A 22564-nucleotide genomic window follows, 5' to 3' on the forward strand; every position below is an offset into this window, starting at 1 on the left:
TATTTGGCATTTTTGTTGAATCATACAAAAAAAGCTTGGTATCCCAAACTTTTACAACTGATTAAAAAACAAAATCAGAAAGTTTTATAAGGACTTTGAAGAAGAAAGTTCGGTTTTTCCCAACTGATTTTGTAGAGTATTTTGAATTTCATCTTCGACTTAGACACCCAACATTTCGCTTAGCGTAAATCCAGTATCCAATATAATTTGACCATTATAGCCGCTTAAGTAAAACTCTGTTGCACTTGTATTAAACCCTTGGTAACTGCTGCTCGTTTGAACGACAGGAATAGACACATATCTAGCATTGGTGATCGGACCATTTACTACTGAAGCACTGAAAACAAGTATAGAACCCTCATTTATTCCTATGGCTGCAGCTTGTGGATTTCCGTTTATTGACGGAACGGTTTGCTGCGATCCATCCCGCTCGTTATGACTAGAGGTGCACCAGATATAGTCCATACATTAGACTGATTACCAGGTACTTCACACACTGTTATGGTATCACCTGTCCATGTGATGACAAGCCCGAAAGGCGAAACGTACTTATTCCCTGGCAGTAAATTCGACGTACCTGAGGGTGCTCCGTTTAATCCAGACGTAAATGGAATTGCACCTGTAGGATCGCAAGATGATGGCAATGTAGGTGGTACTTCGTTAATGCAATGTAAAGCTTCTGCAAGGTAATGTAATGTGTCAGCTAGATTTTCCTTTGCTTTGTCTAAGTTTCCGTTTCGTGTGTCGTGGCGTGCATTTTTCAACTTGTCGATTGCACGACCTATCTTGCGGATACAATTTTCTGTATTGGGACTTTCCGAGCAATTACAACCCATATTATCAAATCCTTTCGTAGATACGTATATGATAGAATATGCGTTTTACGAACGATTTTAGAGGGACAAGTTTCTTATTTGCTAACCTCTGTAGAGAGTTAGGCTTTTTTTAAAACAAATCGATTGAACGGAAATTAATATGACGAAATGACCAACTAATTTAAAATAATAAGCAGCTATTTTCTAAAGAACAAATTTTTTTTGTATTAGGTACATATCAGTACCACGTGCGATACGATTAATTCTATCTTATGTAATAGAATTAATGTAAAATCTAACAAAATGGTGCCTGACACCAATGGAAAGGAGACCGACAATGACCTCTTTTGTTAATAGCCCAAATGGTATTTTCCCTTCGGTTTGTTCACTAGACTGCCCGGATCAATGCGGGTTGCTCCTTCATAAAAAGAACGGAAAAATTATCAAGGTAGAGGGTGACCCCAATCATCCAGTCACTAAGGGTTTTATTTGCAACAAGGTTCGTAATATGACGGAACGAATCTATGATGAAAAACGGCTAAAATATCCAATGAAGCGCATTGGTGCGAAAGGAGAAGGGAAGTTTGTTCGAATAAGCTGGGAGGAGGCTATTGAAACGATTACCACCCGCTGGAAGGAACTGCTACAAAGCGAGGGTGCCGAAAGTATTCTGCCCTACAGCTTTTATGGAAATATGGGAAACCTTAGTGCTGAAGGGATGGACCGCCGCTTCTTCAATCGTTTGGGATCCTCTCAGCTGGACAGGAGTATATGTAACTCAGCCGGTGCAGTTGGTTATAAATATACAATGGGCGCAAGTTTCGGAACCGATCCAGAGGATACAAACCACACCAAGCTGTTTATTTTTTGGGGGATTAATGCTGTAAGTACCAACATGCACCAAGTAGCTCTTGCCCAACAAGCCCGGAAACAAAATGGCGCTAAAATCATTGTTATTGATGTCCATAAAAATCAAACTGCTAGATTAGCAGACTGGTTTATTCCTATTTTACCAGGGACTGATACCGCTCTAGCTTTAGGACTGATGCATATTTTATTTTCCGAGAACATGGTGGATTCCGCATTTCTGGAGCAATATACAGTCGGTCATGAGCAGCTGCGTGAACATGTTGTGCAGTATGACCCTGCTACCGTATCAGGCATTACCGGCATACCGGAAGAGGATATTGTTCAACTGGCAAGGATGTATGGAAAAACATCGCCTGCCTTTATTCGGATTGGAAATGGCCCGCAGCACCACGACAATGGCGGTATGTTTGTAAGAACGATTTCTTGCCTACCTGCTTTAACAGGACAGTGGTTAGTAAAAGGAGGAGGGGCTATCAAAGGAAATTCCGCTTACCTGGCCCACCATACTGCTAATTTGCAGCGACCTGATTTGTTAAAAAATAAAAAAACACGGGTGATTAATATGAACCTGCTGGGAGAAGCCCTGCTCACTTTAGATCCCCCAGTAAAATCGCTCTATGTATATGGGAGTAATCCAGCCATTGTTGCTCCGGCTGGAAATAAGGTTCGAAGAGGATTGAAACGTGAAGACTTATTTACTGTTGTCCATGATTTATTTTTAACAGAAACGGCAAGCTACGCAGACATTGTTCTACCAGCCACATCTTCCTTTGAAAACACCGATTTTTATACATCGTATTGGCATCATTATATTCAGCTTCAACAGCCTGTAATCGAACCATTCGAGGACGCAAAGTCAAACGTGGAGGTGTTCCGATTACTGGCTAAAGGAATGGGCTTCACTGAATCGGCTTTTGATGAGACAGAAGCAGAATTGATTGGGCAATCACTAGCGAATCCCATGAATCCTTATATGAAAGAAATAACTTACGAATCTTTAAGGGAACATCATTATCTTAAGGCAAAAGCGAAATTTCCTGACAGGCTCCCAACACCCAGCGGAAAAATCGAACTATATTCAGAAAAGATGAAACAGGACGGCTATCCTCCATTACCAACCTATGTACCTCTAAAAAATGACTCTGATCACCCCTTTCAATTTATAGCGGGGCCGAACCATAATTTTTTAAATTCAACATTTGCGAACCAGTCAACGCATGTTGGGCTCGAAAAAGAGCCTCAAGTGGTTTTAAACCGTTACGATGCTGAAAAATTGGGAGTGCAAAATGGAGAACAGGTCCGAGTTTGGAACGAACAAGGAGAATGTATCCTTATAGCGAGGGTTGGTGACAGCGTCCTTCCAGGCGTGGCAGTGACTCAAGGCCTTTGGGGGGCAGAAAAAGGAACAAAACAACTGGTCAACTCGCTTACCCCCGATCGGATTGCAGACATGGGCGGGGGTGCAACCTTTTTTTCAGGGAGAGTTACCGTTGAAAAATTAACTGGTGCCTGACACCAAAAATCACCCATAGATGTTACTAATTATATTTCCTGTATTATTCATCGGGTTTATTTTGCTCTTCCATTTTTATGAATTGAATATCGTCACTTATTTTCTTTTCATGTTGGTTCTTCAATGTGAGTACTGCCGCCTTCCCGTCACTGGGCGATCCATCTGAAAAATACATTGGAAATAGTGAGAAAAACAGCATATAAAAGGAGAAATAGATAAACTGATACCAAAAAACTGATTTTTCTAGAATTCCTTGAGAAATGAGGGCGTGTACCAGAAAAATACCTGCCAGGTTGAATAAAGCACCGCCAAGGTAAATGAAGGTGTTCGTGACACGGTTATCATGCCTTAATGATTTAAACTCGCAGGCCCCATTCCAGAAATAGTATCTTCTTATCTCAATATTCCAAAAGGAATATACCTTTGTCCCCGATCCGATTACGATTTTCTTCTCTGAAGCTCCAAAAAGCGTAACGAAAAAAATATGCCCGCTTAGATGGATAATTGTAACGATAGGCAGGATTACGAAAAAAGAGATTAGAAATTTTATAATGTCAGCGAATCCAAACATGATTATCCCCCTAAAATATTCAATTAAGAATGTCAATTCGTTTGAGTTCGTTGAGAACGTTATTTATGTACCCTGCGAAAAAAAACGTTAACTAGAAAATATTTGCAGTAAAAGTAGAATGATGGATACATTATTATTTTTTAGATTTAATTTAAAAGAACTTTCCAAATAAGGATAAGCCTTTGTCTGGATTTTATGGTAATTGGATATGTGTAACGACAAATCCGATGGGCATTAAGAATAAATGTTTCATTCCTCCCCAGGGCGGGTAGCTATAATAAGGACTACCAATCAAAGGAGGAATTTCAATGTATGAACATGAAAAACATTTGGTGGGAGTTTACGATACTGAGCAAGAGGTAATTCAGGCGGTGGAAGATTTAAAACGACAGGGTTATGCTTCCGAAGATATTTCAGTTATCGGGAAAAACAAAGACGCTGTAAAAGACATTAATGATACTACTGGTACGACAACTGAAAAAAGCGCTCTTACTGGAGCTGCAACAGGCGGTGCACTTGGTGGGATATTAGGACTCCTTGCTGGCGTAGGTGCTCTCGCTATACCAGGTATCGGACCTATTGTAGCGGCTGGACCAATAGCTGCTACCTTGACTGGGGCTGCTGCCGGAGCTGGAGTAGGTGGTTTGGCAGGAGTTTTAATTGGATTAGGAATTCCTGAAGAAGAGGCTGACCGTTACGAAGGCTATGTAAAAGAGGGTAAATTCCTTGTTGTGGCGGAACGCCGACAAAACCGTTTAGAAGAAGGACAACGAGTTGAAACCAGTGTAAACCAAAACGATACAGACGTAACCATTAGATCAAATGAGCCATACAATACTCCGGTCACTTCTTTGAATCAAACTGCGAACTTACACAACAACAGAGGATTTTAATAATTGAAAGTGAAAAGGGTACTGTCTTCAAGTGGAGACGGTACCCTTTTTCGTCTTTTATTTTTTTCTATAAAGACGCTAAAATGATAATAGTTTACATGAAAAGGAGCTTTTAAAATGGATTTGCAATTGAATGGGAAAAATGTACTGATAACTGGCGGCTCAAAGGGAATTGGCAAAGCCATCGTCAAAGCGTTTGTGGCGGAGGGAGCGAATATTTCGATAACAGCCCGAAAGCTGGAAGCTTTAGAAATGGTAAAACAAGAGCTAGGGGGAAGCGTTTCTATTTTCCAAGCGGATATCACCAATGCGGACGAACGTGGAAGAATGTTTCAATCGGTTATAGAACAATACGGTACGATTGACATCCTAATTAATAATGCCGGCGGGAGCAATGGCGGGAAAGCATCCGAAACGGAAATGGATTTGTTTTATCAGGCAATGGAGCTAAATTATTTTTCAGCAGTCCATTTAAGCAAGTTGGCTGTGGAGCATATGAAAAAGCAGCGATCGGGTTCAATTATCAATATTACGTCTATTTATGGAAGGGAAAGCGGAGGGAAAGTTACTTATAATAATGCCAAGTCTGCACTAATCAGTTTTACGAAGTCGTTGGCAGATGAGGTAATCCCATATGGAATTAGGGTAAACAGTATCGCGCCCGGAAGCATCTTGCATGAAACTGCCAACTGGCAAAAACGCATCGAAGCAGATCCGGAAGGCATTAAAGAATTCGTGAAAAAGGAAATTCCAGCTGGCCGATTCGGCACACCGGAGGAAATCGCCAATGTGGCGCTGTTTCTAGCCTCCGTAAAAGCATCATGGATTGTAGGTGCGAGTATCAATGTGGATGGTGGACAGTCGAAAATGAATTTTTAAGATGAATGGATGAGACTGACTCAAAAGGTCGATAAATGACGACGCTTTTGAGTCAGTTCTTTCGAGAAGCTGCCCTAAAAAAATACCAGCCACGGAATAGATAAGATAGGCCTACCTCAAGTTACCGGTAATTTCATTATTTGACTAAAAACTTACCAGCCAATTGAATCACTCATTAAAGAAATTATTTTGTCTACTATTATATTAGAACGTTTAGGTAAAGAATGGTTGCATACTAACGTTGTATATTAATAGGAGTAAATGTATAATTATGTAAAAATAATATGGAGTGGTGTTAATTGGAACTGATAGTGGAATCAGCAGACTTAAAAGATTATTTAAAAGAATTAGATGAAGTCGATTTTTCACATCCTTTAATTCAAGAAGTAGTTGCTGAAATTTTTAATGATGAACAGACAGAAATTGAAAAAGTGAAGACTGCCTTCGAATTTGTAAGGGATAAAATATCTCATTCATGGGACATTCAAAGTACAATAGTTACCTGTAAAGCTTCAGAGGTACTTAAATATAAAGAAGGTATATGTTATGCAAAATCAAATTTATTGGCTGCTTTATTAAGGTCGCAGGGTATACCGACGGGTTTTTGTTATCAACGACTTATGATATTCGATACACCAGATAAAGGTTATTCACTACATACGCTAAATGGAGTTTTCCTTAGTTCACTTAACCGCTGGATTCGCTTAGATGCCCGTGGAAACAAACCTGGAGTTCAAGCCGAATTTTCATTAGATGAAGAAATCTTAGCATTTTCAATTCAAGAAAAGTTCGATGAAATAGATTATCCGACTATTTTTTTTGAACCAAATCCTAAAACAATCGCTACTTTACAAAGAAATATAAATGCATTAGAAATGTACAAGCATCATCTACCCGATATTTTGTCATGAGTGAGGTCTTTCGCGACCATAGAAACCTGCAAAGAATTTTACGTCCAATAAAAATGCTGGAATTGAACAATAGGAGGGAAGTCGGATGAACAACATTTATGTCTTTGTGTATGGAACATTAAGAAAAAATGAAAGTAATCACTATTTATTGAAGGAGGCTACACTAATCGCCCGGAAGGCGTGGACGAGTGGACGTCTTTTTGATACAGGCCTCGGTTACCCAGCATTGAAGGAATCAATGAACGATAGAGTCTATGGTGAATTATACCTTGTATCTGATGAACAGCTTCATAGGCTAGATGAATTGGAAGATTACCGTCCAAATGATAGAAATAACTTATACAACCGCAAGAAGCAAGTTGTTTTTTATGATACTGGTAAAATAGAAGCCTATCTTTATTTTATTGCCGAACATCAGGAATCACTGTTGAAAAATCATATCGAATCAGGTGATTGGAAGCTTTACAGGTCCTAAGTAAGAGTATGAAGAAAGCCGCCAAATTGGCGGCTTAACGATTAATGCTGGACTTGTTTTTGATGCTCCATTACCTTCTTGTGTGAAGGAAGGAAGAGAGTTGCGATGAGGTTTGCGACCCCAATAAAAAACACAAGAATAAACACAAGGTGCATCCCATGGGCGAGCCCCTCATGGATCATAGTAAGGACACTTGCAGGCAGCTTATTAATGGTTTCTGAACTTAAAACGTCACTAATATTGCTTCCACCGCTCCATCCTCCGGCTGCATGTTCTTTTCCAAAAGTAATTAGTGAGTTGTTGAAAATCGTTCCAAAGACAGCAACTCCAACCGTTTGGCCAATAGACCTAGTAAAGGTGTTGGAAGCCGTTGCCGCTCCACGCATTTGCCAGCCAACCGCCGATTGAACAAGGACGGTTGTTGGGGTTGTCGCGTAACCCATCCCAAGACCAATGACAATCATAATCCCTACAAAATACCAATACGGTGAGTCAAGTTCTACAGCCAGCAGCCATGTTCCTCCGAGGGCAATCAAAACAGCTCCAAGAATGGCCGTTAACTTAGAGCCAATTTTATACATATACCGACCGGCAAAAGTAGCACCCAAAGGCCATGCAATCGACATTGGCATGAGCGTAAGTCCTGAGCTCGTCGCACTGTGTCCAAGAATCGTTTGAATCCACATAGGCAAATAAACATTCACCCCAATGAGGACAGAACTTGCTAGAAAACCGATGAAATTAGAAACAAGGATTACTGGAATCTTGAATAACGATGGAGGTAGCATCGGTTCCTTCACTTTGTTTTCAATATAACCAAAGAGCACAATAAAGATCACCGAAACAGCAAACAGTATATAAATGGCTGTCGAATTCCATGCATATTTCTGTCCCGGACCAGCATTTAGAAGAGCGTATAATAGCGTTGAAATTCCAATGGTAAAAGTAATCGCCCCAAGATAATCAATTTTACGGTCCTTTTTCAATTCAACTGTTTCGTGGAAGAAGACAGTGATTAATACTAGCGACACTAAACCGACCGGCAAATTAATATAGAAAATCCAACGCCAGCTGATTTGGTCCACAAAGAATCCGCCTACTAATGGACCAAGAAGACCGGCAATTCCCCAGACTGCACTAAATACTCCCTGCATTTTGGCACGCTGTTCTCCAGGGTAGAGGTCACCAATAATCGTAAAGGTTAACGGCATGACCGCACCAGCCCCAATTCCTTGAAAGGCTCGGAACCAAATTAATTGAGTCATCGTATGAGCAGCACCTGACAACATCGAGCCTGCCACAAATAAAATAACCCCAGTGATAAAAATTTTTTTTCGGCCGAATAAATCAGCCAATTTACCGTAAATCGGTGTCGTGACAGAAGTGGTAAGCGTATAGATGGCAAAAACCCAGCTGATTAACTTTAACCCGCTGAGGTCACTGACAATCCTCGGCATGGCGGTACTGACAACCGTGACATCAATGGCGACTAATAGAATAGCAACCAGCATCGCAACTGTTACCATTTTACGATTTGTTGTTGTTTTTGGCATGTTTTGTCTCCTTCATTTATAAAATAGTAGAATAAAAATATGGAAGAATCCTTAGTCAAGTTGTTGACTAAATTAGTTTAAGTTATCATGATAATTTAGTCAATAACTTGACTAAATTTATCTATTTCATTAAGATAGTCAATAATCTATGGATGCGGAGGTTTGTATGGAAGAAGTAAAAACAAACATTACGTTAGATATCTTTAGGAGCTCCAATCTCTTAAGCAGATATGGAGCAAAGATGGTTGCAGATGTTGGACTTAATAGCATTCAGCAATGGGTGATTCTTAGAACCATTATAAATAGAGGAGAAATATCCATTGGTGAATTAAAAGAAGAAATGCTTGTAACGAAACAAAATATGACCGGGATGATCAATCGACTGCAGCAATCAAATTTAGTTACCCTATTTCAAGACCCAGAGGATAAAAGACGAACTCGAGTGAAGATAACAGAGGAAGGAATTCGTGTTTATGAGCAATTAAAATCGTTACGAAATGATTTTAATGCCCAGACTTATCATATTTATACTGATCAAGAAATAGTGGTTTTAAGCGATTTCCTTAGCCGTCTCGTTGAGCATTTGAAAGAGGAGTAATGTTATCAAGGTAAACCCATTTTTATTTTTTCTCTTTATTTAGTTAGTTATTCGTTTCTTTTCATCAAACATGCAGTGCAATGAAAAAACAGTGTTCTAACTGGGAAGCCACGCAGTAACATATACGATATCCGCTTATTCTTATTCATTCCAAGCCCCTTTCCATGGGGCTTTTATTTTTTTACATGCCACCCCAAATATTTAAGAGAACGGTCCGCAAGCTATGTTTAATCAAAAAACTCTTTGTCTAAAATAGTTTATTGAATGTTCTATTATATTTCCTTCTTAGAATCATTTCTTATCAAAACTCGAGGGTGGCAATAAAAGAATGATTCAAATCACCAAAATTCAATTATTTATGCTCATTATGTTATTTGAAGTAGGAAGCACAACCCTTTTTGCGCTTGGAATCGATGCTAAACAGGATGCTTGGCTGGTTGTTTTACTAGCTTTCTTTATCGGAACAGGTCTGATATGGGTATTTACACAAATCCCAAGAATTTGTCCTGATCAAAATTTTTCCGAAATTCTAAATGCGGCAGTAGGAAGAAAATTAGCCATTCCTTTGTTGATTATTTACGGAGCCTATTTTTTAGACGGTGCCAGTTACAATTTTTATGAATTTGGAGCACTGATTAAAATGACAGCGCTGCCGCAGACACCTCTTCTCGTTATCCTTTATTTTTTTATGCTGGTATCGATCTACATCCTATCGTTAGGCTTTGAAGTATTAGCAAGAACCGGTGAAATTTTATTGCCAGTCTTTATTATTTTTCTAATTACCATCTATATTTTCACCATGTTTTCGGGTCAATTTGATATAACTGGATTACTTCCTATTTTAGGAAATGGAATTAAACCGCTTTTAGGGAAAACCTTATTCGACGTTGTGTTTTTCCCTTTTGGTGAGCTCGTCGTTTTTATCATGTTTTGGCATTTTGTCAATAAGCAGGAAGGCATACGGAAAATTACCTTTCTAGCTGTGACGTTTTCAACATTCTTAATCATCTTTTCACTCATTATCGTGCTTGCTACTTTGGGGCCAGATCTTACAGGGAATACTGAAATTCCATTATTGCAAACAATCCTATCTATTAACATCGCTGACTTCTTCACTAATTTAGACTTATTAGCCGTTTTAATCATGTTTATCGGCGGCTTTTACAAAATGAGTTTGCATTTTTACGGCGGTGTCCTTGCTATTATCTGGATATTTAAAATCAAAAATATAAGATGGGTGATTCTTGTTTTAGGACTAATCTTCCCAATTTACAGTAATATGCGATTTGAAAATATGGCCTATCACCGGTGGCTCGGTTTTACGGTCCACACGAAAGTAATGGCCATGATCAACCTTATGAGCTTATTATTATTAATTGTTATTTATCTAAAGAAAAAAGTGATGATCTCAAAAAAGAGGAGAAAGAGTGATGGTAATCCTTCAATTAATCAGGAAAGCTGATCTATTAAGTAACTTCATATTAATCGGAAGTTCCATGTTTATTATGATCTTTCTCCTGTTGATTGCTTTCCATCTGTTTACGTTAATGTTCAGGCGTTAATTTTTGGCTTGGAATGGTCCCCGCATTAACCCGGAAGAATTGATTTTAAAATGAACATTTACTGTATAGGGGACTTCAGCAAACCGCTCATTCCAATCATTTTTTACTTGATTCCATACCTTTGGTTCTTCTTTGTTTAAAGCTCTTCCAAAACCAAAAATATCAGAATGGAATTCTTTTTGCGACTTTTCTATTGCTAATTTGATATATTTTTCAATTTGCTTGTTCATTTTTTCTTCTGTCTTCTTCATATGTTCAAGTTTTCTTGTATTGTCTTCAAGTGGTGTCATAACTTCCTGTTCGGCGATAATCCCTTCACCTTCAACGTTAATGGTAAAAGTGATGTCATTTCCTTTTACTGTTGGTTTTATGGTTGTATCGGCCTTTTTCACTTCAACCGATTCATAGCGGTCTTCATTTACAGGGGAGGGGATGGATACCGCTCCCGATTCTACTTCACTTTTGCACCATCGATAGCCGATTGTTTCACGTTCATTTAAATAGCCAATTAATTTATCCTTATTAAAAACAGCTCCGCCGGACAATTTTACATGTTTTTTTGAAAATTTGTCTTTTTCAAATTCTAACACCCCAACTACGGGTTCAATTCCGCTTCCGATCGACTCTTTATAAAAATTAAGCAGATTGATTTTAGTTGCTTTTAACTGAAATTTCGTATCTTCAATCATATCTTTTAATCGTAATGCAGGGATGGGTTCGATTCCCCCTGTATCTGATTCCAAAATTTCTCTTGCTTGTGCATTCTTTGCTATACATACGAACACATAGCCCCGGATTTCTTTCCCTCGCTGAAAAAAGTCAAGAACTGGCAACAGACCTTCTTTTGCCAAGTCTTCACCGATTAGAATGACTTTATTGTGAGCATAAAATCCTTTACGGTCGAATTCCAAATTGGATTTCCTTATGGCTTCAAAGATGGTCTTTCCCGTTGTAACTACTTTTTCAACGGGCTTTTCGGTACTGGGCGATTGTGTACTTAGTGCCTCCGGTCTTAACATTTGAGTGGAAACAATAAATTCCCCGGATTCCGGATCTTTATCAACGGCAATACCCATTACGATTCCCAGTTTCTTTAATTCAGTCCGGTCCCAGCAACCTGTCAATAGCAATAAGCAAGTACAACAGATAACCGCCTTTTTCACGTCTGACCCTCTCTTTCATCCTTATTGGGAATACTAGGTTTGTTGCCAAATCCTGATCTTTTAGAATTATCCCGAGTGATGGATTGCGGCCGAGAATTAAAAAGCCAAAGGGGTAGGCGAATAATCGAATCCTTCCATTCACTCCAAATAATAGGCGCCTGTGGTGTTAAATAGGGGGTGCCAAAAGACCTGAGAGAACATAAATGGCCCAGGATTATCATAAAACCCATTAATATTCCAAATAAGCCCAACGCACCCGCTAAAATCAGCAAAAGAATTCTCGATAAAATAATCGCATCATTAAATGCAGATACCACAAACCCGGCAATCCCTGTAATGGCAATACCGATCACCATGGCCGAGCTGACCAAACCTGCTTGAACGGCTCCTTCTCCAATGACTAAGGCACCAACAATGCTGATCGCAGAACCTACTGGCCTGGGCATCCTTACTCCTGCCTCTCTCAGAAGTTGAAAGACGATTTCCATTAACAATGTTTCAATAAAGATAGGGAAGGGGACACGTTCTTCCCCAGCAGCCATTGTTGCCAGCAAGAGTGACGGAACCATCTCTTGATGATAGGTGGTAAGGGCGATATAAAAGGGCGTGGCCGCAACAGCAATGAATAGAGCTAATAATCTTAGTAATCGAATTAAGGAGGATAAATAAGGCCGGGAGTAGTAATCCTCTCCGACTTGTAATCCCTCTACAAATAGAAAGGGAACGGTCAAGACAAATGGTGTACCATCACAGAGTATTGCCACTCTTCCTTCCAGCAATTTTGACGCAACTTTATCAGGTTTCTCGCTATTTCCAACAGTTGGAAAAATCGACAAAGGGCTGTCTTCGATAAATTGTTCCACATATCCTGATTCCAATATGGAATCCACATTGATATGCTGCAGCCGAGTACGTACCTCTTCCACAACCTTTTCATTGGCAATCCCTTCGATGTAGCCCATTCGAATATTCGTTTTGGTTTGTTTGCCAAGCTTTATATTTTCAAACTTTAAACGGGGGTTGTTAATTTTTCTGCGAATTAACGCAGTATTGACCTTTAACACCTCATTAAAACCTTCGCGAGATCCTCGTACACTTGATTCAGTATCAGGCTCGGTTACATTCCTTGTTTCAAAACCTTGAGTACTCATGGCGAGTGCCGAATCAAATCCATCTATAAAAAGAACGGTTTTTCCGGTTAAAACACTGTCAACAACTTGATCTATCTTTTTTAGCTCTTGGATATCTGCCGTGTGAAGAATCCTATTTCTTGTAATGGTAAGTAAACTGCTTTGATCAAAGTGTTGAGTTGAAAAATTGGGTTCCATTAACGGCTTTAAAATATGTAAATTTATATAATCATCATTCACTAATCCATCTAAATAACAAATGAAAACCTTATACGTCTTTTGGTTCAAAAACTCAAACTCTCTATATAGGATATCATCCGTTTTTCTAAAAATATTTTTTAATAAAGAAAGGTTTTCTGCCAAGTTTTTATCAATATATTCGTCAGTAGTAACAACCTGCTTATTGGGTTTAGAGGATAGATTTTGAGGAAGGATTTTCTTTAACGATTGAAATAAACTTCGCATTTAGTTTCCTCTTTCAGTTTTTAATGAATTCGATTCTGTTATTATTTGTAAACGGATAGAAATCATTCCTTCTGCCAACACTTGAACCGTTTGAGAAATTACCTATAACGAAGCAAAATAAATTAGCGTTGCAATTTATCAATCACATTAGACAGATAGATTTGATAGTTAGAGAAAATTATAAGGAGGACGATATGAAAAAAATTAATATGAAAACATTTCATCCATCTATACGGAAACTTCTTTCCTTTGCCACCTCAGATTTAGCGGAGCACTTGGTGGGATAGTAGGACTCCTTGGTGCCATAGGTGCCCTCGATATACCAGGTATCGGACCGGCTGGACCAATAGCTGCTACCCTGGCTTGGGCAGCTGCCGGAGCAAGAGTAGGTGGTTTGGCAGGAGTTTTAAATGGATTAGGAATTCCTGAAGAAAAGGCTGAACGTTACGAAGGCTATGTAAAAGAAGGTAAATTCATTGTTGTGGTGGAACGCAGACAAAAGCGTCTAGGAGAAGGGCAACGAGTGGATAACAGTGTAAACCAAAACGATACTGACGGAAGCATTAGATCAAATGTTCCATACAATACTCCGGTCACTTCTTTGAATCAAACGACGAATTAAGACAACAAAAGAGAATTTTAATGATTGAAAGTGAAAAGGGTACTGTCTTCAAGTGGAGACGGAACCCTTTTTCATTTGATCTAGCGCAGGATACTAACTTGGTTTTCTTGATTTATTTTGTAGTATACTATACGAAACACTGTGATTTAATGACCGTTTATGAGGAAAAAAGGATGGTGTATGATGGAAAAGCAGCTTCCACCCGGCCAATTTGAAACAGAAAAATGGCCAATACTGCACAAAGGGGATATCCCCGTGTTTAATAAAACCTATTGGAATTTCAGACTTTTTGGAGAGTTAAAAGAAGAAAAGATCTTATCGTATAAAGAAATCATGGCGCTTCCGAAGACCATCTCAACCGTTAACATGCATTGTGTAACTACCTGGTCTAAATTTGATACCACTTTTGAAGGCATTGCCCTTAGAGAGTTATTAAAATTTGTGGAAATCGATGAACAGGTTAAATACATTAAAATTTACGGTTACTATAATGGAGATAGATTTGGTTATTCTGCCAACTTGCCGCTCGAGCCTTTACTAGGGGACGATTCTTTGTTTGTCTACCGTTGGAAGGATCAACATCATGATTGGCAGGATATCGATCCAAAACATGGTTATCCATTAAGGTTTATTCCGCCAGAAACATTTTATCTTTGGAAAGGCTCCAAATGGGTGTCAGGGATTGAGTTTATGAAGGAAGATGAGGCAGGCTTTTGGGAAGAGTTTGGCTATTCGATGACAGCCAATCCATTTAAAGAAGAACGGTACCGTTAGCAATAAATCACCTAAAAATATTCCTAATCCCAGTAGTAAAATTTAGGTTAGTAATAGATACGTTAATCCTTCCTGGATTAACGCACTAGTTCTTGAAAGTTAGTTAGCCGTTACTCTTCTATAAAACTCTGAAATATGTAGTCAGAGTTTTAATTCCTAGCCGTCTAAAGTAACTAGATAACATCTTCTCTATAGGGACTTCACGAAAAAAGCAGGTAATGGCTGATAATAGTTCATTTACCTGCTTTCTTTTATGGAAAAAATGGAACCTACAAGACGCTAAGTCATGGAAAACGAACCTTGGAATGCTCCTGTGGATTCGTACATAAATCTATATGGAGACTAATATGACAGGTGGGTTGCAGATGGACACCAATGATTTTAATAAAGAGCTCCATCACTATTACACAAAAATACGTGAGACTAATCATCCCTATTATTGGTACTGTTTGGCTAAAACTCAGGCAAGAGTTGGATTAACAAATGAAGCACTGCAAACAATTGATCTGGCTTTGTCTTTTCCCAATCCTTATCCTTCAAAGCACAAACTTTTTGAAATACGGGCGGGACTGCAATCATCAGATTCAAGACAGTTAAATACAAATAGTCCATCCATCGTAACAGTAAAGAGGGGCGATATTGACGGAGACGGGATAAAGGATAATGTTTATCTCTCGGCAGTTAAAACTCCTGATAGTCCATTTTGGAAAGATATCACTTTGGTTGTCCAAAATGGGAGAACACATCATTATGATCACATCCGTTTTAAAAATAACGCTGGATACAACCCTACACTTTTTCTTGGTGATTTTACAGGCAAAAAGGGCGAGGATATTTTAGTAGTCATTGATACCGGAGGAAGCGCCGGCACTATTTATGCGTATATCTTTTCTTATATGAACGGTCAAATAAGGCAAATATTTGATTCAGATGCATTCAATGATTCCTATAAATATGATGTGACGTATGAAAATCAATACAAAGCAAAGGTAACCAGTTATCATCTTAGAGAAAAGTATATTCTTGACCTTACTAATAAGGGGAAAGAATATTTATCGGAAATATATAACCCCCAAGGTATTTTAAAGGCTCCCATTAATGGTTGGGTGAATCCCTTGTCAGGTTTATACCCGATTGATTTTAACAGGGATAATAGATATGAACTCGAAGCGTATCAAAGGATAGCTGGCAGGTATAATGCGGACAGTCTGGGATCTGTACAAACTGTATTGAAATGGAATGGTCAGGAGTTTGGTCCTGACAGACAGTCGGTGGCCATCTTTGGTGGGGAGATGTAACACGTAACATAAGAGGCCTAATGCATAGGGAATGGGAATAAAGAAGTTGTTGTAGGTATTCAGCAATCAAAAGCTATGCTGATCCCCCAAAATAATATAAAGGAATTAAAAAAGCACTTGATATATTCTATTTGTTAGACTAGTATAATTATTATCTCTTAAAATTACATATGAATTTGTTAACAATTAGTTAAGATGCCTTAGGGCTTAATAGGGAATCTGGTGCAATACCAGAACTGTCCCCGCAACTGTGAGTGTGGACGAAATAGACAAACCACTGAGACGTATTTATGGACGATACGGGAAGGGTCTAGAGTAGGAAGATACACAAGTCAGGAGACCTGTCTTAGCTTTTAAAGTTTCGATTTCTTCGGGGGTTGAGAAGATGGAACGTTTGGACAAAAAGGATTATTGATTAATTTTCTTTTTGTGCTGACGTTTTATCCGTTCAACTAATGTTGAACGGATTTTTTCATTTGGATGATTCTAAACCATTTTTAATTCTCATAGGTTAGCTTTAGAAGAAACAAGCCTTTTTAACAATTGAATAGATTAGGATAGGTGCGCATTTAAAATATGTGCTTAATAGGGAAGTACGGTTAAAATCCGTCACGGTACCCGCCACTGTATGGGGAGTTCGTTGCAGATGTCACTGAAGGAATTCGGGAAGACGCAATGGAATGATGAACCTAAGTCAGGAGACCTGCCTTTACCTAAGAGCTTCATCAACCTACGGGAACATAGGTAGAAGTGCGGAACATACATCGCTATTTTTTTATGTGTATATATTCTGCACCCCTATGTCCATAGGGGTGCTTTTTTTGTGTAAAAAATGAAAAGGAGAGTGTGACATGACTACTTGGAATTTACAAGGGACGAAACACCATGTCCTCATTTGCAACGGCAGCAGCTGTATGAGAAAGGGTGGAGAGGAAGCGACACAAGCAATACGGAATGAAATCACCAATTTAAACTTAGATTCACTCATACATACCACAAGAACGAGATGCAATGGGAGATGTAAGGATGCACCCGTTGCCATCGTCTATCCGTCAGGGACTTGGTATAAAAACGTAACCCCAGAAGTGGGGACTACGATTGTAAAGCGTCATCTAGCGGAAGGTCAGTGCCTTCAGGAGCATGCGATCTATCAATATTCCGAAGCAGGATTCATACAGCAAGAAGGGTCGGAATGCATCGAAGGAGTACAAAAAGCGGTTAAAGAAAAGATGTAACAGCAGATAGTAGCTGGATTTTAGTTTGAAATTTTGGAAGGTGGCGTAATAGTGTGAAAGGCAAATTATTGGTTATTGGTTTTGGCCCTGGTGATGAAAAACATATTACCGGACGGGCAAAAGAAGCCATCCAAGAAAGTGATATCATCATCGGCTACAAAACCTATGTTGATTTAATCAAGGGATTAATAACTGGAAAGCAAATCATCAGCACAGGAATGACAGAAGAAGTGAGCCGTGCCCAGGAGGCTGTGAAACAGGCTGAGCTCGGTTACACGGTAGCGGTCATTTCGAGCGGTGATGCCGGTGTATATGGAATGGCAGGACTGGTTTACGAAGTGCTAATCGAAAAAGGCTGGAAAAAAAACTCAGGGGTAGAAGTGGAAGTGGTCCCTGGCATTTCCGCCATCAACTCCTGTGCTGCTTTATTAGGCGCGCCGGTCATGCATGATGCCTGTACAATCAGCTTAAGTGACCATTTGACACCTTGGAGCTTGATCGAGAAACGAATCGAAGCGGCCGCTCAAGCCGATTTTGTGATTGCCTTATACAATCCAAAAAGCGGGAGAAGGACACGGCAGATTATGGAAGCACAAAAAATTCTACTAAAATATCGCTCGCCAGACACCCCTGTAGGATTGGTAAAGAGTGCTTTCCGTGATAGTCAAAATATCGTCTTAACTGATTTACAAGAGATGCTCGAACATGAAATTGGCATGTTAACCACCGTTTTAATTGGCAACTCTTCCACTTTTTTTTACGACGGCTTGATCATCACTCCGCGCGGTTATCAGCGGAAGTATACATTAAACCAGTCAATTCAGCCGTTGAAACCGCATCAGCGTCTGCAAAAGGAAGCCGAACCATGGGCACTGAAGCAGGCGGAAGATGTATCATCGGTGAACAAAAAACTAGTCACCCAGACCTCAGTGAAAGAGTCGCCAAGAGAGCTGGCTGAGGAAGCCTTGCAAATAATCCTTGGTGAGAACGATGGACCATCCCAAGGTTTAATGGTGAAGCAAGACTTTCAATCTATTTTTGAGGTAGCGGTCAGCCCTGGTGTCGCCAATAAAAAATTTACCGCGACTCAGATGGTCATTCTTTCCGAAATCGTCGGAGAAGAAGGTGTCATGGAATACACACAAGACCATTATATGAAGCTGCAAATTTTAACCTCTAAGCCTGATGAGATTGTAGAAAAACTAACGGCGGCCAACTTTTTGATTGCTCCTGTGGGCGACGTATTAACTGTAAAAGCCTGTGATTTTTGTGACGGAGAAAAGAAGGATTCCATCCCTTATGCCGATGAGCTGCAGGAAAGGCTTGGCGGCATGGAACTCCCCAAAGAATTGAAACTTGGTGTGAATGGCTGCGGCATGGCCTGTTATGGAGCCGTAAAAGAGGATATTGGCATTGTCTACCGCAAGGGAGCTTTTGATTTATTTTTAGGAGCCAAGACAGCCGGTAGAACCGCACATCCTGGCCAAATCGTAGCGGAAGGAATCGCACCGGAGCAAATTGTCGGAGTCATAGAGGGGATTGTTCAAGAGTACAAACAAAAGGCCTATCCAAATGAACGTTTCTATAAATTTTTTAAACGGGTCAAAGAGGTTCAAGGTTTTGTGTATCAGGATATTACACCAAACCTTAAAATCGAAGCGGCTGTTTGCGGGGAGTAAAGGGGAAAAGTCTAGTGGTCAATTGGTAGGTTAGGTATTTACAAACAAAGGGGAGGAACTATTTTGAAAGCAATTTTATTTGTGGGGCATGGGAGCAGAGATCAAGAGGGAAATCAGCAGGTTCGCGAGTTCATCGGTGAGATGAGAAAGACTTGGGACGATTCTTTCCTAGTTGAGACGTGCTTTTTAGAATTTGAACGACCAACCGTTAATCAAGGAATCGATCTGTGTGTGGAGAAAGGGGCCGACCATATTGTCGTGATTCCAATCATGCTCTTACAGGCAGGACACTCCAAAATTCATATTCCAGCAGCTATTGATGAGGCAAAGAATAAATATCCATTTGTTCAATTTACTTATGGCCGGCCAATTGGTGTTCATGAGGAAACATTTGAAATTCTAAAAACGAGATTAATGGAAATCGGCGAGAATATAGAGGCACCTGAAGACGATACGGCTGTCCTTTTGTTAGGACGGGGCGGAAGCGATCCCGATGCGAATAGTGATTTATATAAAATTGCTAGATTACTATGGGAAAAAACAAACTATAAAATCGTAGAACCTGCTTTTATGGGGGTGACCAATCCCCTTGTGAACGAAGGGATTGAGCGCTGTATTAAGCTTGGAGCAAAAAAAGTGGTAATCCTGCCTTACTTTCTATTCACCGGCATCCTGATTAAACGGTTAGAAGATATGATGGTTCCTATTCAAAATCAATATTCGGCGGTTGAATTTCAGTTGGCTGATTATTTTGGTTATCATCCAAAATTACAGACGATTTTAATCGATCGGGTGGAAGAAGCCCTCGGTGATGAGGTGAAGATGAACTGCGATACCTGCCAATACCGTCTCAATGTGATGGAACATATCGATCATCACCACCACCATGATCATGATCACGATCATCATCACGGCCATGACCATCACCATCATGACCATGATCATCACCATGATCACAAACATGCAGGGCAAAAGGCAGGAGATTAGGATGATTTTCGTATTAGCCGGTACAAGTGATGCACGAGCCCTTGCTTTAAAAATAAAAAATGAGGGCTTCGATCTCCTATCCTCCGTTGTCACAAAAAATGCAGCGGTTGAATTAAGGGAGTCAGGGATACCTGTTCAAGTAGGAAGATTAACCGATGAAGACATGGTGGGGTTGATTGACACAAAAGGGATTCTAGCGGTTGTCGATGCCAGTCATCCGTTTGCGGAAGAAGCTTCGAAAAACGCAATCATGGCGGCCCAAACGGCGGGAGTCCCCTATATCCGGTATGAACGGGAGTCACAAACTTTCCAATATGACAACATGACAGTCGTCGAAAGCTACGAGGAAGCAGCGGAGCTTGCATTGGCCAAAAAAGGCGTGGTGATGCTGACGACCGGCAGCAAGACGCTTCAAATTTTCACAGAAAAACTATTAGGAAACCCGGATATCCGCTTAATCGCCAGAATGCTGCCTCGTGTGGATAATATGGAAAAATGTGAGCAGCTTGGGCTGCCGCAGAAAAATATTGTTGCGATCCAGGGACCATTTTCAAAAGAGTTCGACAAAGCCCTATATAAGCAATATGGCGTGACCTTAATGGTGACGAAAGAAAGCGGGAAAGTCGGATCGGTTGATGAAAAGGTGGATGCGGCCAAGGAACTGGGGATTGAGGTCATCATGATTGGCCGCCCGAAACTGAATTATGGCACTGTCTATGCTCATTTTGTTGATGTCATTGCAGAATTACATAAAAAGATTGGTTCCACACCAACCGTCACACTAGAACAATCATTTTAATACAGGAGTGAGAGAAATGGATTTTCGTACCGAATTTAAACCTTTAACCGTCCAACCGGAACAGATTGAAGGAAGAAGTTTTGAAATGATTAATGAAGAAATTGGGGACCACCCGTTTACCGAGGAGCAATATCCGATTGTCCAGCGCATCATCCATGCATCCGCTGATTTTGAACTCGGGAAAAGCGTCCTCTTCCATCCTGACGCTATCCAGTCCGGTATCCGCGCGATTCGGAGCGGGAAAATGGTAGTTGCCGATGTTCAAATGATTCAAAGCGGGGCTAATAAAGCGCGAATTGAAAAGTACGGCGGAGAAATCAAGGTCTATATTTCTGACCCGGATGTGATGCAAGAAGCCAAACGGTTAAATACCACAAGGGCAATTATTTCGATGCGAAAAGCGATCAAAGAAGCGGACGGCGGAATTTTTGCCATCGGGAACGCCCCAACGGCCTTACTCGAACTCATCCGCCTGATAAAAGAAGGAGAAGCGAAACCAGGTCTTGTCATTGGTCTGCCAGTTGGGTTTGTTTCCGCCGCTGAGTCAAAAGAAGAACTAGCCAAGCTCGATATCCCGTTCATCACCAATATTGGCAGAAAAGGCGGCAGTACCGTGACCGTTGCTGCATTAAACGCCATTTCCATTATGGCCGATCGGGGATAACCCATGCAGGAAGTACCAAAAGGGAAGCTCAGGGAAGGATATACGACTGGGGCCTGCGCAACGGCAACGACCAAAGCAGCGCTGACGGCATTAATAACCGGTGAGCCGCAAACAGAATCGACCATTTACTTGCCCGTCAAACGGTTTGCAACCTTTCAGATAGAAAGCTGTGAGGTAGAGGAACAAACCGCCACCGCCAGTACGATTAAAGACGCGGGGGATGACCCGGATGCCACCCACGGGGCCTTGATTGTTTCCAACGTGTCATGGCTCGATGAACCGGGCATCGTGCTTGATGGGGGAATTGGGGTTGGCCGCGTCACAAAGGACGGCTTGCCCGTTCCTGTCGGCGAGGCGGCGATTAACCCTGTTCCCCGCAGGATGATCCGCGAGACGGCCGAAGGGGTATTAAAAGAATTTGGGATTAAGAGAGGCATAAAGATCGTCATTTCCGTACCAGCCGGTGAAGAAATCGCCAAAAAAACACTCAATGGACGCTTAGGGATCATTGGCGGGATTTCTATCCTCGGAACCCGCGGGATTGTCGTTCCTTTTTCCACAGCCGCCTATAAGGCCAGTATCATCCAGGCAATCAGTGTTGCCCGGGCCAGTGCCTGCGAGCACGTTGTCATTACAACAGGCGGGCGGAGCGAGAAAAATGCGATGAAGCAATTCCCCGAACTGTCTGAGGAAGCTTTTATTGAAATGGGTGACTTTGTCGGGTTCACCCTTAAACAATGCAAGAAGCAAGGGGTAAAAAGAGTGTCGATGGTCGGCATGATGGGGAAATTCTCAAAGGTCGCAATGGGGATCATGATGGTCCACTCAAAAAGCGCCCCGGTAGATTTTGATTTTTTAGCGGAGGTGGCAAGCAGTACCGGTGCGAATGCCGCTCTGGTTGAGCAAATTCGAACGGCCAATACGGCATCACAGGTTGGCGATATGATGACAGCACAGGGCCATCTTTCCTTTTTCGAACGGCTAAGCGACCATTGCTGCCTTGCTGCGTTAAAGGAAGTCGATGGCGGGATCGATATAGATACAACCCTTTATACCATGAAGGGGGAATTGTTAGGAAAGGCGGTGCGAAAGAGTGGCATCAATTAAA

The 22564-nt window shown here is 40.7% G+C and carries 23 protein-coding genes and 2 riboswitches; of the genes, 17 read left to right on the top strand and 6 right to left on the bottom strand.

Going from position 1 to position 22564, the window contains the following annotated elements; all coding sequences use genetic code 11:
• Positions 1 to 159 precede the first annotated feature (159 nt).
• Both COD92_RS31565 and COD92_RS11520 read right to left on the bottom strand, forming a co-directional pair.
• On the bottom strand, positions 160 to 465 hold the full coding sequence (locus COD92_RS31565; RefSeq protein WP_141561098.1) for a hypothetical protein: 306 nt from the start codon (positions 463 to 465) through the stop codon (positions 160 to 162).
• On the bottom strand, positions 396 to 836 hold the full coding sequence (locus COD92_RS11520; RefSeq protein WP_098527913.1) for a hypothetical protein: 441 nt from the start codon (positions 834 to 836) through the stop codon (positions 396 to 398). The genes COD92_RS31565 and COD92_RS11520 overlap by 70 nt, the downstream gene beginning before the upstream one ends.
• Before the next feature lie 316 nt (positions 837 to 1152).
• On the opposite strand from COD92_RS11520, the gene COD92_RS11525 reads away from it, so the two are divergent.
• Entirely contained in the window at positions 1153 to 3198 is a 2046-nt protein-coding gene (locus COD92_RS11525) for a molybdopterin-containing oxidoreductase family protein (RefSeq protein WP_098527914.1), read from the top strand.
• 43 nt (positions 3199 to 3241) lie between these two features.
• Here the strand turns inward: COD92_RS11525 and COD92_RS11530 are convergent, their stop codons facing one another.
• Positions 3242 to 3769 carry a hypothetical protein gene (locus COD92_RS11530; protein WP_098527915.1) on the bottom strand — a complete coding sequence of 176 codons (528 nt, stop codon included), beginning with the start codon at positions 3767 to 3769 and terminating at the stop codon, positions 3242 to 3244.
• A gap of 308 nt (positions 3770 to 4077) precedes the next feature.
• Here COD92_RS11530 and COD92_RS11535 point away from each other — a divergent pair, with 308 nt between their 5' ends.
• The 4 genes from COD92_RS11535 to COD92_RS11550 all read left to right on the top strand — a co-directional run bounded on the left by COD92_RS11535 (position 4078) and on the right by COD92_RS11550 (position 6927).
• Positions 4078 to 4662, top strand: coding sequence for a general stress protein (locus COD92_RS11535; protein ID WP_098527916.1), 585 nt, complete (start codon positions 4078 to 4080; stop codon positions 4660 to 4662).
• A gap of 117 nt (positions 4663 to 4779) precedes the next feature.
• Positions 4780 to 5541 carry an SDR family NAD(P)-dependent oxidoreductase gene (locus COD92_RS11540; RefSeq protein WP_098527917.1) on the top strand — a complete coding sequence of 254 codons (762 nt, stop codon included), beginning with the start codon at positions 4780 to 4782 and terminating at the stop codon, positions 5539 to 5541.
• A gap of 299 nt (positions 5542 to 5840) precedes the next feature.
• Positions 5841 to 6452 (top strand): transglutaminase-like domain-containing protein, encoded by a 612-nt coding sequence (locus COD92_RS11545; RefSeq protein ID WP_098527918.1) that lies wholly within the window; start codon positions 5841 to 5843, stop codon positions 6450 to 6452.
• Between the two features lie 85 nt (positions 6453 to 6537).
• Positions 6538 to 6927 carry a gamma-glutamylcyclotransferase family protein gene (locus tag COD92_RS11550; protein WP_098527919.1) on the top strand — a complete coding sequence of 130 codons (390 nt, stop codon included), beginning with the start codon at positions 6538 to 6540 and terminating at the stop codon, positions 6925 to 6927.
• Between the two features lie 41 nt (positions 6928 to 6968).
• On the opposite strand, the gene COD92_RS11555 is transcribed toward COD92_RS11550, so the two are convergent.
• Complete coding sequence (locus COD92_RS11555; protein ID WP_255286539.1) at positions 6969 to 8480, bottom strand: MDR family MFS transporter; 1512 nt, start codon at positions 8478 to 8480, stop codon at positions 6969 to 6971.
• Between the two features lie 166 nt (positions 8481 to 8646).
• Between COD92_RS11555 and COD92_RS11560 the strand changes: the two genes are divergently transcribed.
• Both COD92_RS11560 and COD92_RS11565 read left to right on the top strand, forming a co-directional pair.
• The gene (locus COD92_RS11560; protein WP_176541066.1) at positions 8647 to 9078 is read left to right on the top strand and encodes a MarR family winged helix-turn-helix transcriptional regulator; all 432 of its coding nucleotides are present in this window, start codon (positions 8647 to 8649) and stop codon (positions 9076 to 9078) included.
• Between the two features lie 328 nt (positions 9079 to 9406).
• Positions 9407 to 10540 (top strand): GerAB/ArcD/ProY family transporter, encoded by a 1134-nt coding sequence (locus tag COD92_RS11565; protein WP_098527921.1) that lies wholly within the window; start codon positions 9407 to 9409, stop codon positions 10538 to 10540.
• A gap of 96 nt (positions 10541 to 10636) precedes the next feature.
• Here COD92_RS11565 and COD92_RS11570 read toward each other — a convergent pair whose 3' ends face one another.
• Positions 10637 to 11803 carry a Ger(x)C family spore germination protein gene (locus COD92_RS11570; protein ID WP_098527922.1) on the bottom strand — a complete coding sequence of 389 codons (1167 nt, stop codon included), beginning with the start codon at positions 11801 to 11803 and terminating at the stop codon, positions 10637 to 10639.
• Positions 11800 to 13398, bottom strand: coding sequence for a spore germination protein (locus COD92_RS11575; RefSeq protein WP_098527923.1), 1599 nt, complete (start codon positions 13396 to 13398; stop codon positions 11800 to 11802). The genes COD92_RS11570 and COD92_RS11575 overlap by 4 nt, the downstream gene beginning before the upstream one ends.
• 394 nt (positions 13399 to 13792) lie before the next feature.
• On the opposite strand from COD92_RS11575, the gene COD92_RS11580 reads away from it, so the two are divergent.
• From COD92_RS11580 to COD92_RS11625, 10 genes are all read left to right on the top strand, one after another.
• Entirely contained in the window at positions 13793 to 14020 is a 228-nt protein-coding gene (locus tag COD92_RS11580) for a hypothetical protein (RefSeq protein WP_098527924.1), read from the top strand.
• A 20-nt stretch (positions 14021 to 14040) separates the two neighbouring features.
• Positions 14041 to 14235, top strand: coding sequence for a hypothetical protein (locus tag COD92_RS11585; protein ID WP_098527925.1), 195 nt, complete (start codon positions 14041 to 14043; stop codon positions 14233 to 14235).
• Positions 14204 to 14794, top strand: coding sequence for a molybdopterin-dependent oxidoreductase (locus COD92_RS11590; protein ID WP_098527926.1), 591 nt, complete (start codon positions 14204 to 14206; stop codon positions 14792 to 14794). Before COD92_RS11585 ends, COD92_RS11590 begins: the two co-directional genes overlap by 32 nt.
• A 365-nt stretch (positions 14795 to 15159) precedes the next feature.
• Positions 15160 to 16092: a VCBS repeat-containing protein gene (locus COD92_RS11595; protein WP_255286540.1), complete on the top strand. Its 933-nt coding sequence runs from the start codon at positions 15160 to 15162 to the stop codon at positions 16090 to 16092.
• 176 nt (positions 16093 to 16268) lie between these two features.
• Positions 16269 to 16455, top strand: a riboswitch (cobalamin riboswitch).
• Between the two features lie 179 nt (positions 16456 to 16634).
• Positions 16635 to 16817, top strand: a riboswitch (cobalamin riboswitch).
• Between the two features lie 126 nt (positions 16818 to 16943).
• Positions 16944 to 17327 (top strand): (2Fe-2S) ferredoxin domain-containing protein, encoded by a 384-nt coding sequence (locus COD92_RS11600; RefSeq protein WP_098527927.1) that lies wholly within the window; start codon positions 16944 to 16946, stop codon positions 17325 to 17327.
• Positions 17328 to 17380: 53 nt separating this feature from the next.
• The gene (cobJ, locus tag COD92_RS11605; RefSeq protein ID WP_098527928.1) at positions 17381 to 19006 is read left to right on the top strand and encodes a precorrin-3B C(17)-methyltransferase; all 1626 of its coding nucleotides are present in this window, start codon (positions 17381 to 17383) and stop codon (positions 19004 to 19006) included.
• Between the two features lie 63 nt (positions 19007 to 19069).
• A complete protein-coding gene (locus COD92_RS11610) occupies positions 19070 to 19993 on the top strand; it encodes a sirohydrochlorin chelatase (protein ID WP_098527929.1) in 924 nt (307 codons plus the stop codon).
• A gap of 1 nt (position 19994) precedes the next feature.
• Positions 19995 to 20792 carry a precorrin-6A reductase gene (gene cobK, locus COD92_RS11615; RefSeq protein ID WP_098527930.1) on the top strand — a complete coding sequence of 266 codons (798 nt, stop codon included), beginning with the start codon at positions 19995 to 19997 and terminating at the stop codon, positions 20790 to 20792.
• A gap of 16 nt (positions 20793 to 20808) precedes the next feature.
• Positions 20809 to 21456, top strand: a complete 648-nt coding sequence (locus COD92_RS11620) for a precorrin-8X methylmutase (RefSeq protein WP_098527931.1) — start codon at positions 20809 to 20811, stop codon at positions 21454 to 21456.
• A 3-nt stretch (positions 21457 to 21459) separates the two neighbouring features.
• A complete protein-coding gene (locus COD92_RS11625; protein WP_098527932.1) occupies positions 21460 to 22563 on the top strand; it encodes a cobalt-precorrin-5B (C(1))-methyltransferase in 1104 nt (367 codons plus the stop codon).
• Position 22564: the final 1 nt, after the last annotated feature.

The organism is Bacillus sp. AFS037270, assembly GCF_002585305.1.

Bases quoted from the DNA above. Each gene is read 5' to 3' on its own strand.
- COD92_RS11520 (WP_098527913.1), bottom strand. From the start codon at position 836: ATGGGTTGTAATTGCTCGGAAAGTCCCAATACAGAAAATTGTATCCGC.
- COD92_RS11530 (WP_098527915.1), bottom strand. From the start codon at position 3,769: ATGTTTGGATTCGCTGACATTATAAAATTTCTAATCTCTTTTTTCGTA.
- COD92_RS11565 (WP_098527921.1), top strand. From the start codon at position 9,407: ATGATTCAAATCACCAAAATTCAATTATTTATGCTCATTATGTTATTT.
- COD92_RS31565 (WP_141561098.1), bottom strand. From the start codon at position 465: ATGGACTATATCTGGTGCACCTCTAGTCATAACGAGCGGGATGGATCG.
- COD92_RS11600 (WP_098527927.1), top strand. From the start codon at position 16,944: ATGACTACTTGGAATTTACAAGGGACGAAACACCATGTCCTCATTTGC.
- COD92_RS11560 (WP_176541066.1), top strand. From the start codon at position 8,647: ATGGAAGAAGTAAAAACAAACATTACGTTAGATATCTTTAGGAGCTCC.
- COD92_RS11550 (WP_098527919.1), top strand. From the start codon at position 6,538: ATGAACAACATTTATGTCTTTGTGTATGGAACATTAAGAAAAAATGAA.
- COD92_RS11620 (WP_098527931.1), top strand. From the start codon at position 20,809: ATGGATTTTCGTACCGAATTTAAACCTTTAACCGTCCAACCGGAACAG.
- COD92_RS11590 (WP_098527926.1), top strand. From the start codon at position 14,204: ATGGAAAAGCAGCTTCCACCCGGCCAATTTGAAACAGAAAAATGGCCA.
- COD92_RS11575 (WP_098527923.1), bottom strand. From the start codon at position 13,398: ATGCGAAGTTTATTTCAATCGTTAAAGAAAATCCTTCCTCAAAATCTA.
- COD92_RS11525 (WP_098527914.1), top strand. From the start codon at position 1,153: ATGACCTCTTTTGTTAATAGCCCAAATGGTATTTTCCCTTCGGTTTGT.
- COD92_RS11555 (WP_255286539.1), bottom strand. From the start codon at position 8,480: ATGCCAAAAACAACAACAAATCGTAAAATGGTAACAGTTGCGATGCTG.
- COD92_RS11535 (WP_098527916.1), top strand. From the start codon at position 4,078: ATGTATGAACATGAAAAACATTTGGTGGGAGTTTACGATACTGAGCAA.
- COD92_RS11625 (WP_098527932.1), top strand. From the start codon at position 21,460: ATGCAGGAAGTACCAAAAGGGAAGCTCAGGGAAGGATATACGACTGGG.
- COD92_RS11585 (WP_098527925.1), top strand. From the start codon at position 14,041: ATGATTGAAAGTGAAAAGGGTACTGTCTTCAAGTGGAGACGGAACCCT.
- cobK (WP_098527930.1), top strand. From the start codon at position 19,995: ATGATTTTCGTATTAGCCGGTACAAGTGATGCACGAGCCCTTGCTTTA.
- COD92_RS11540 (WP_098527917.1), top strand. From the start codon at position 4,780: ATGGATTTGCAATTGAATGGGAAAAATGTACTGATAACTGGCGGCTCA.
- COD92_RS11595 (WP_255286540.1), top strand. From the start codon at position 15,160: ATGGACACCAATGATTTTAATAAAGAGCTCCATCACTATTACACAAAA.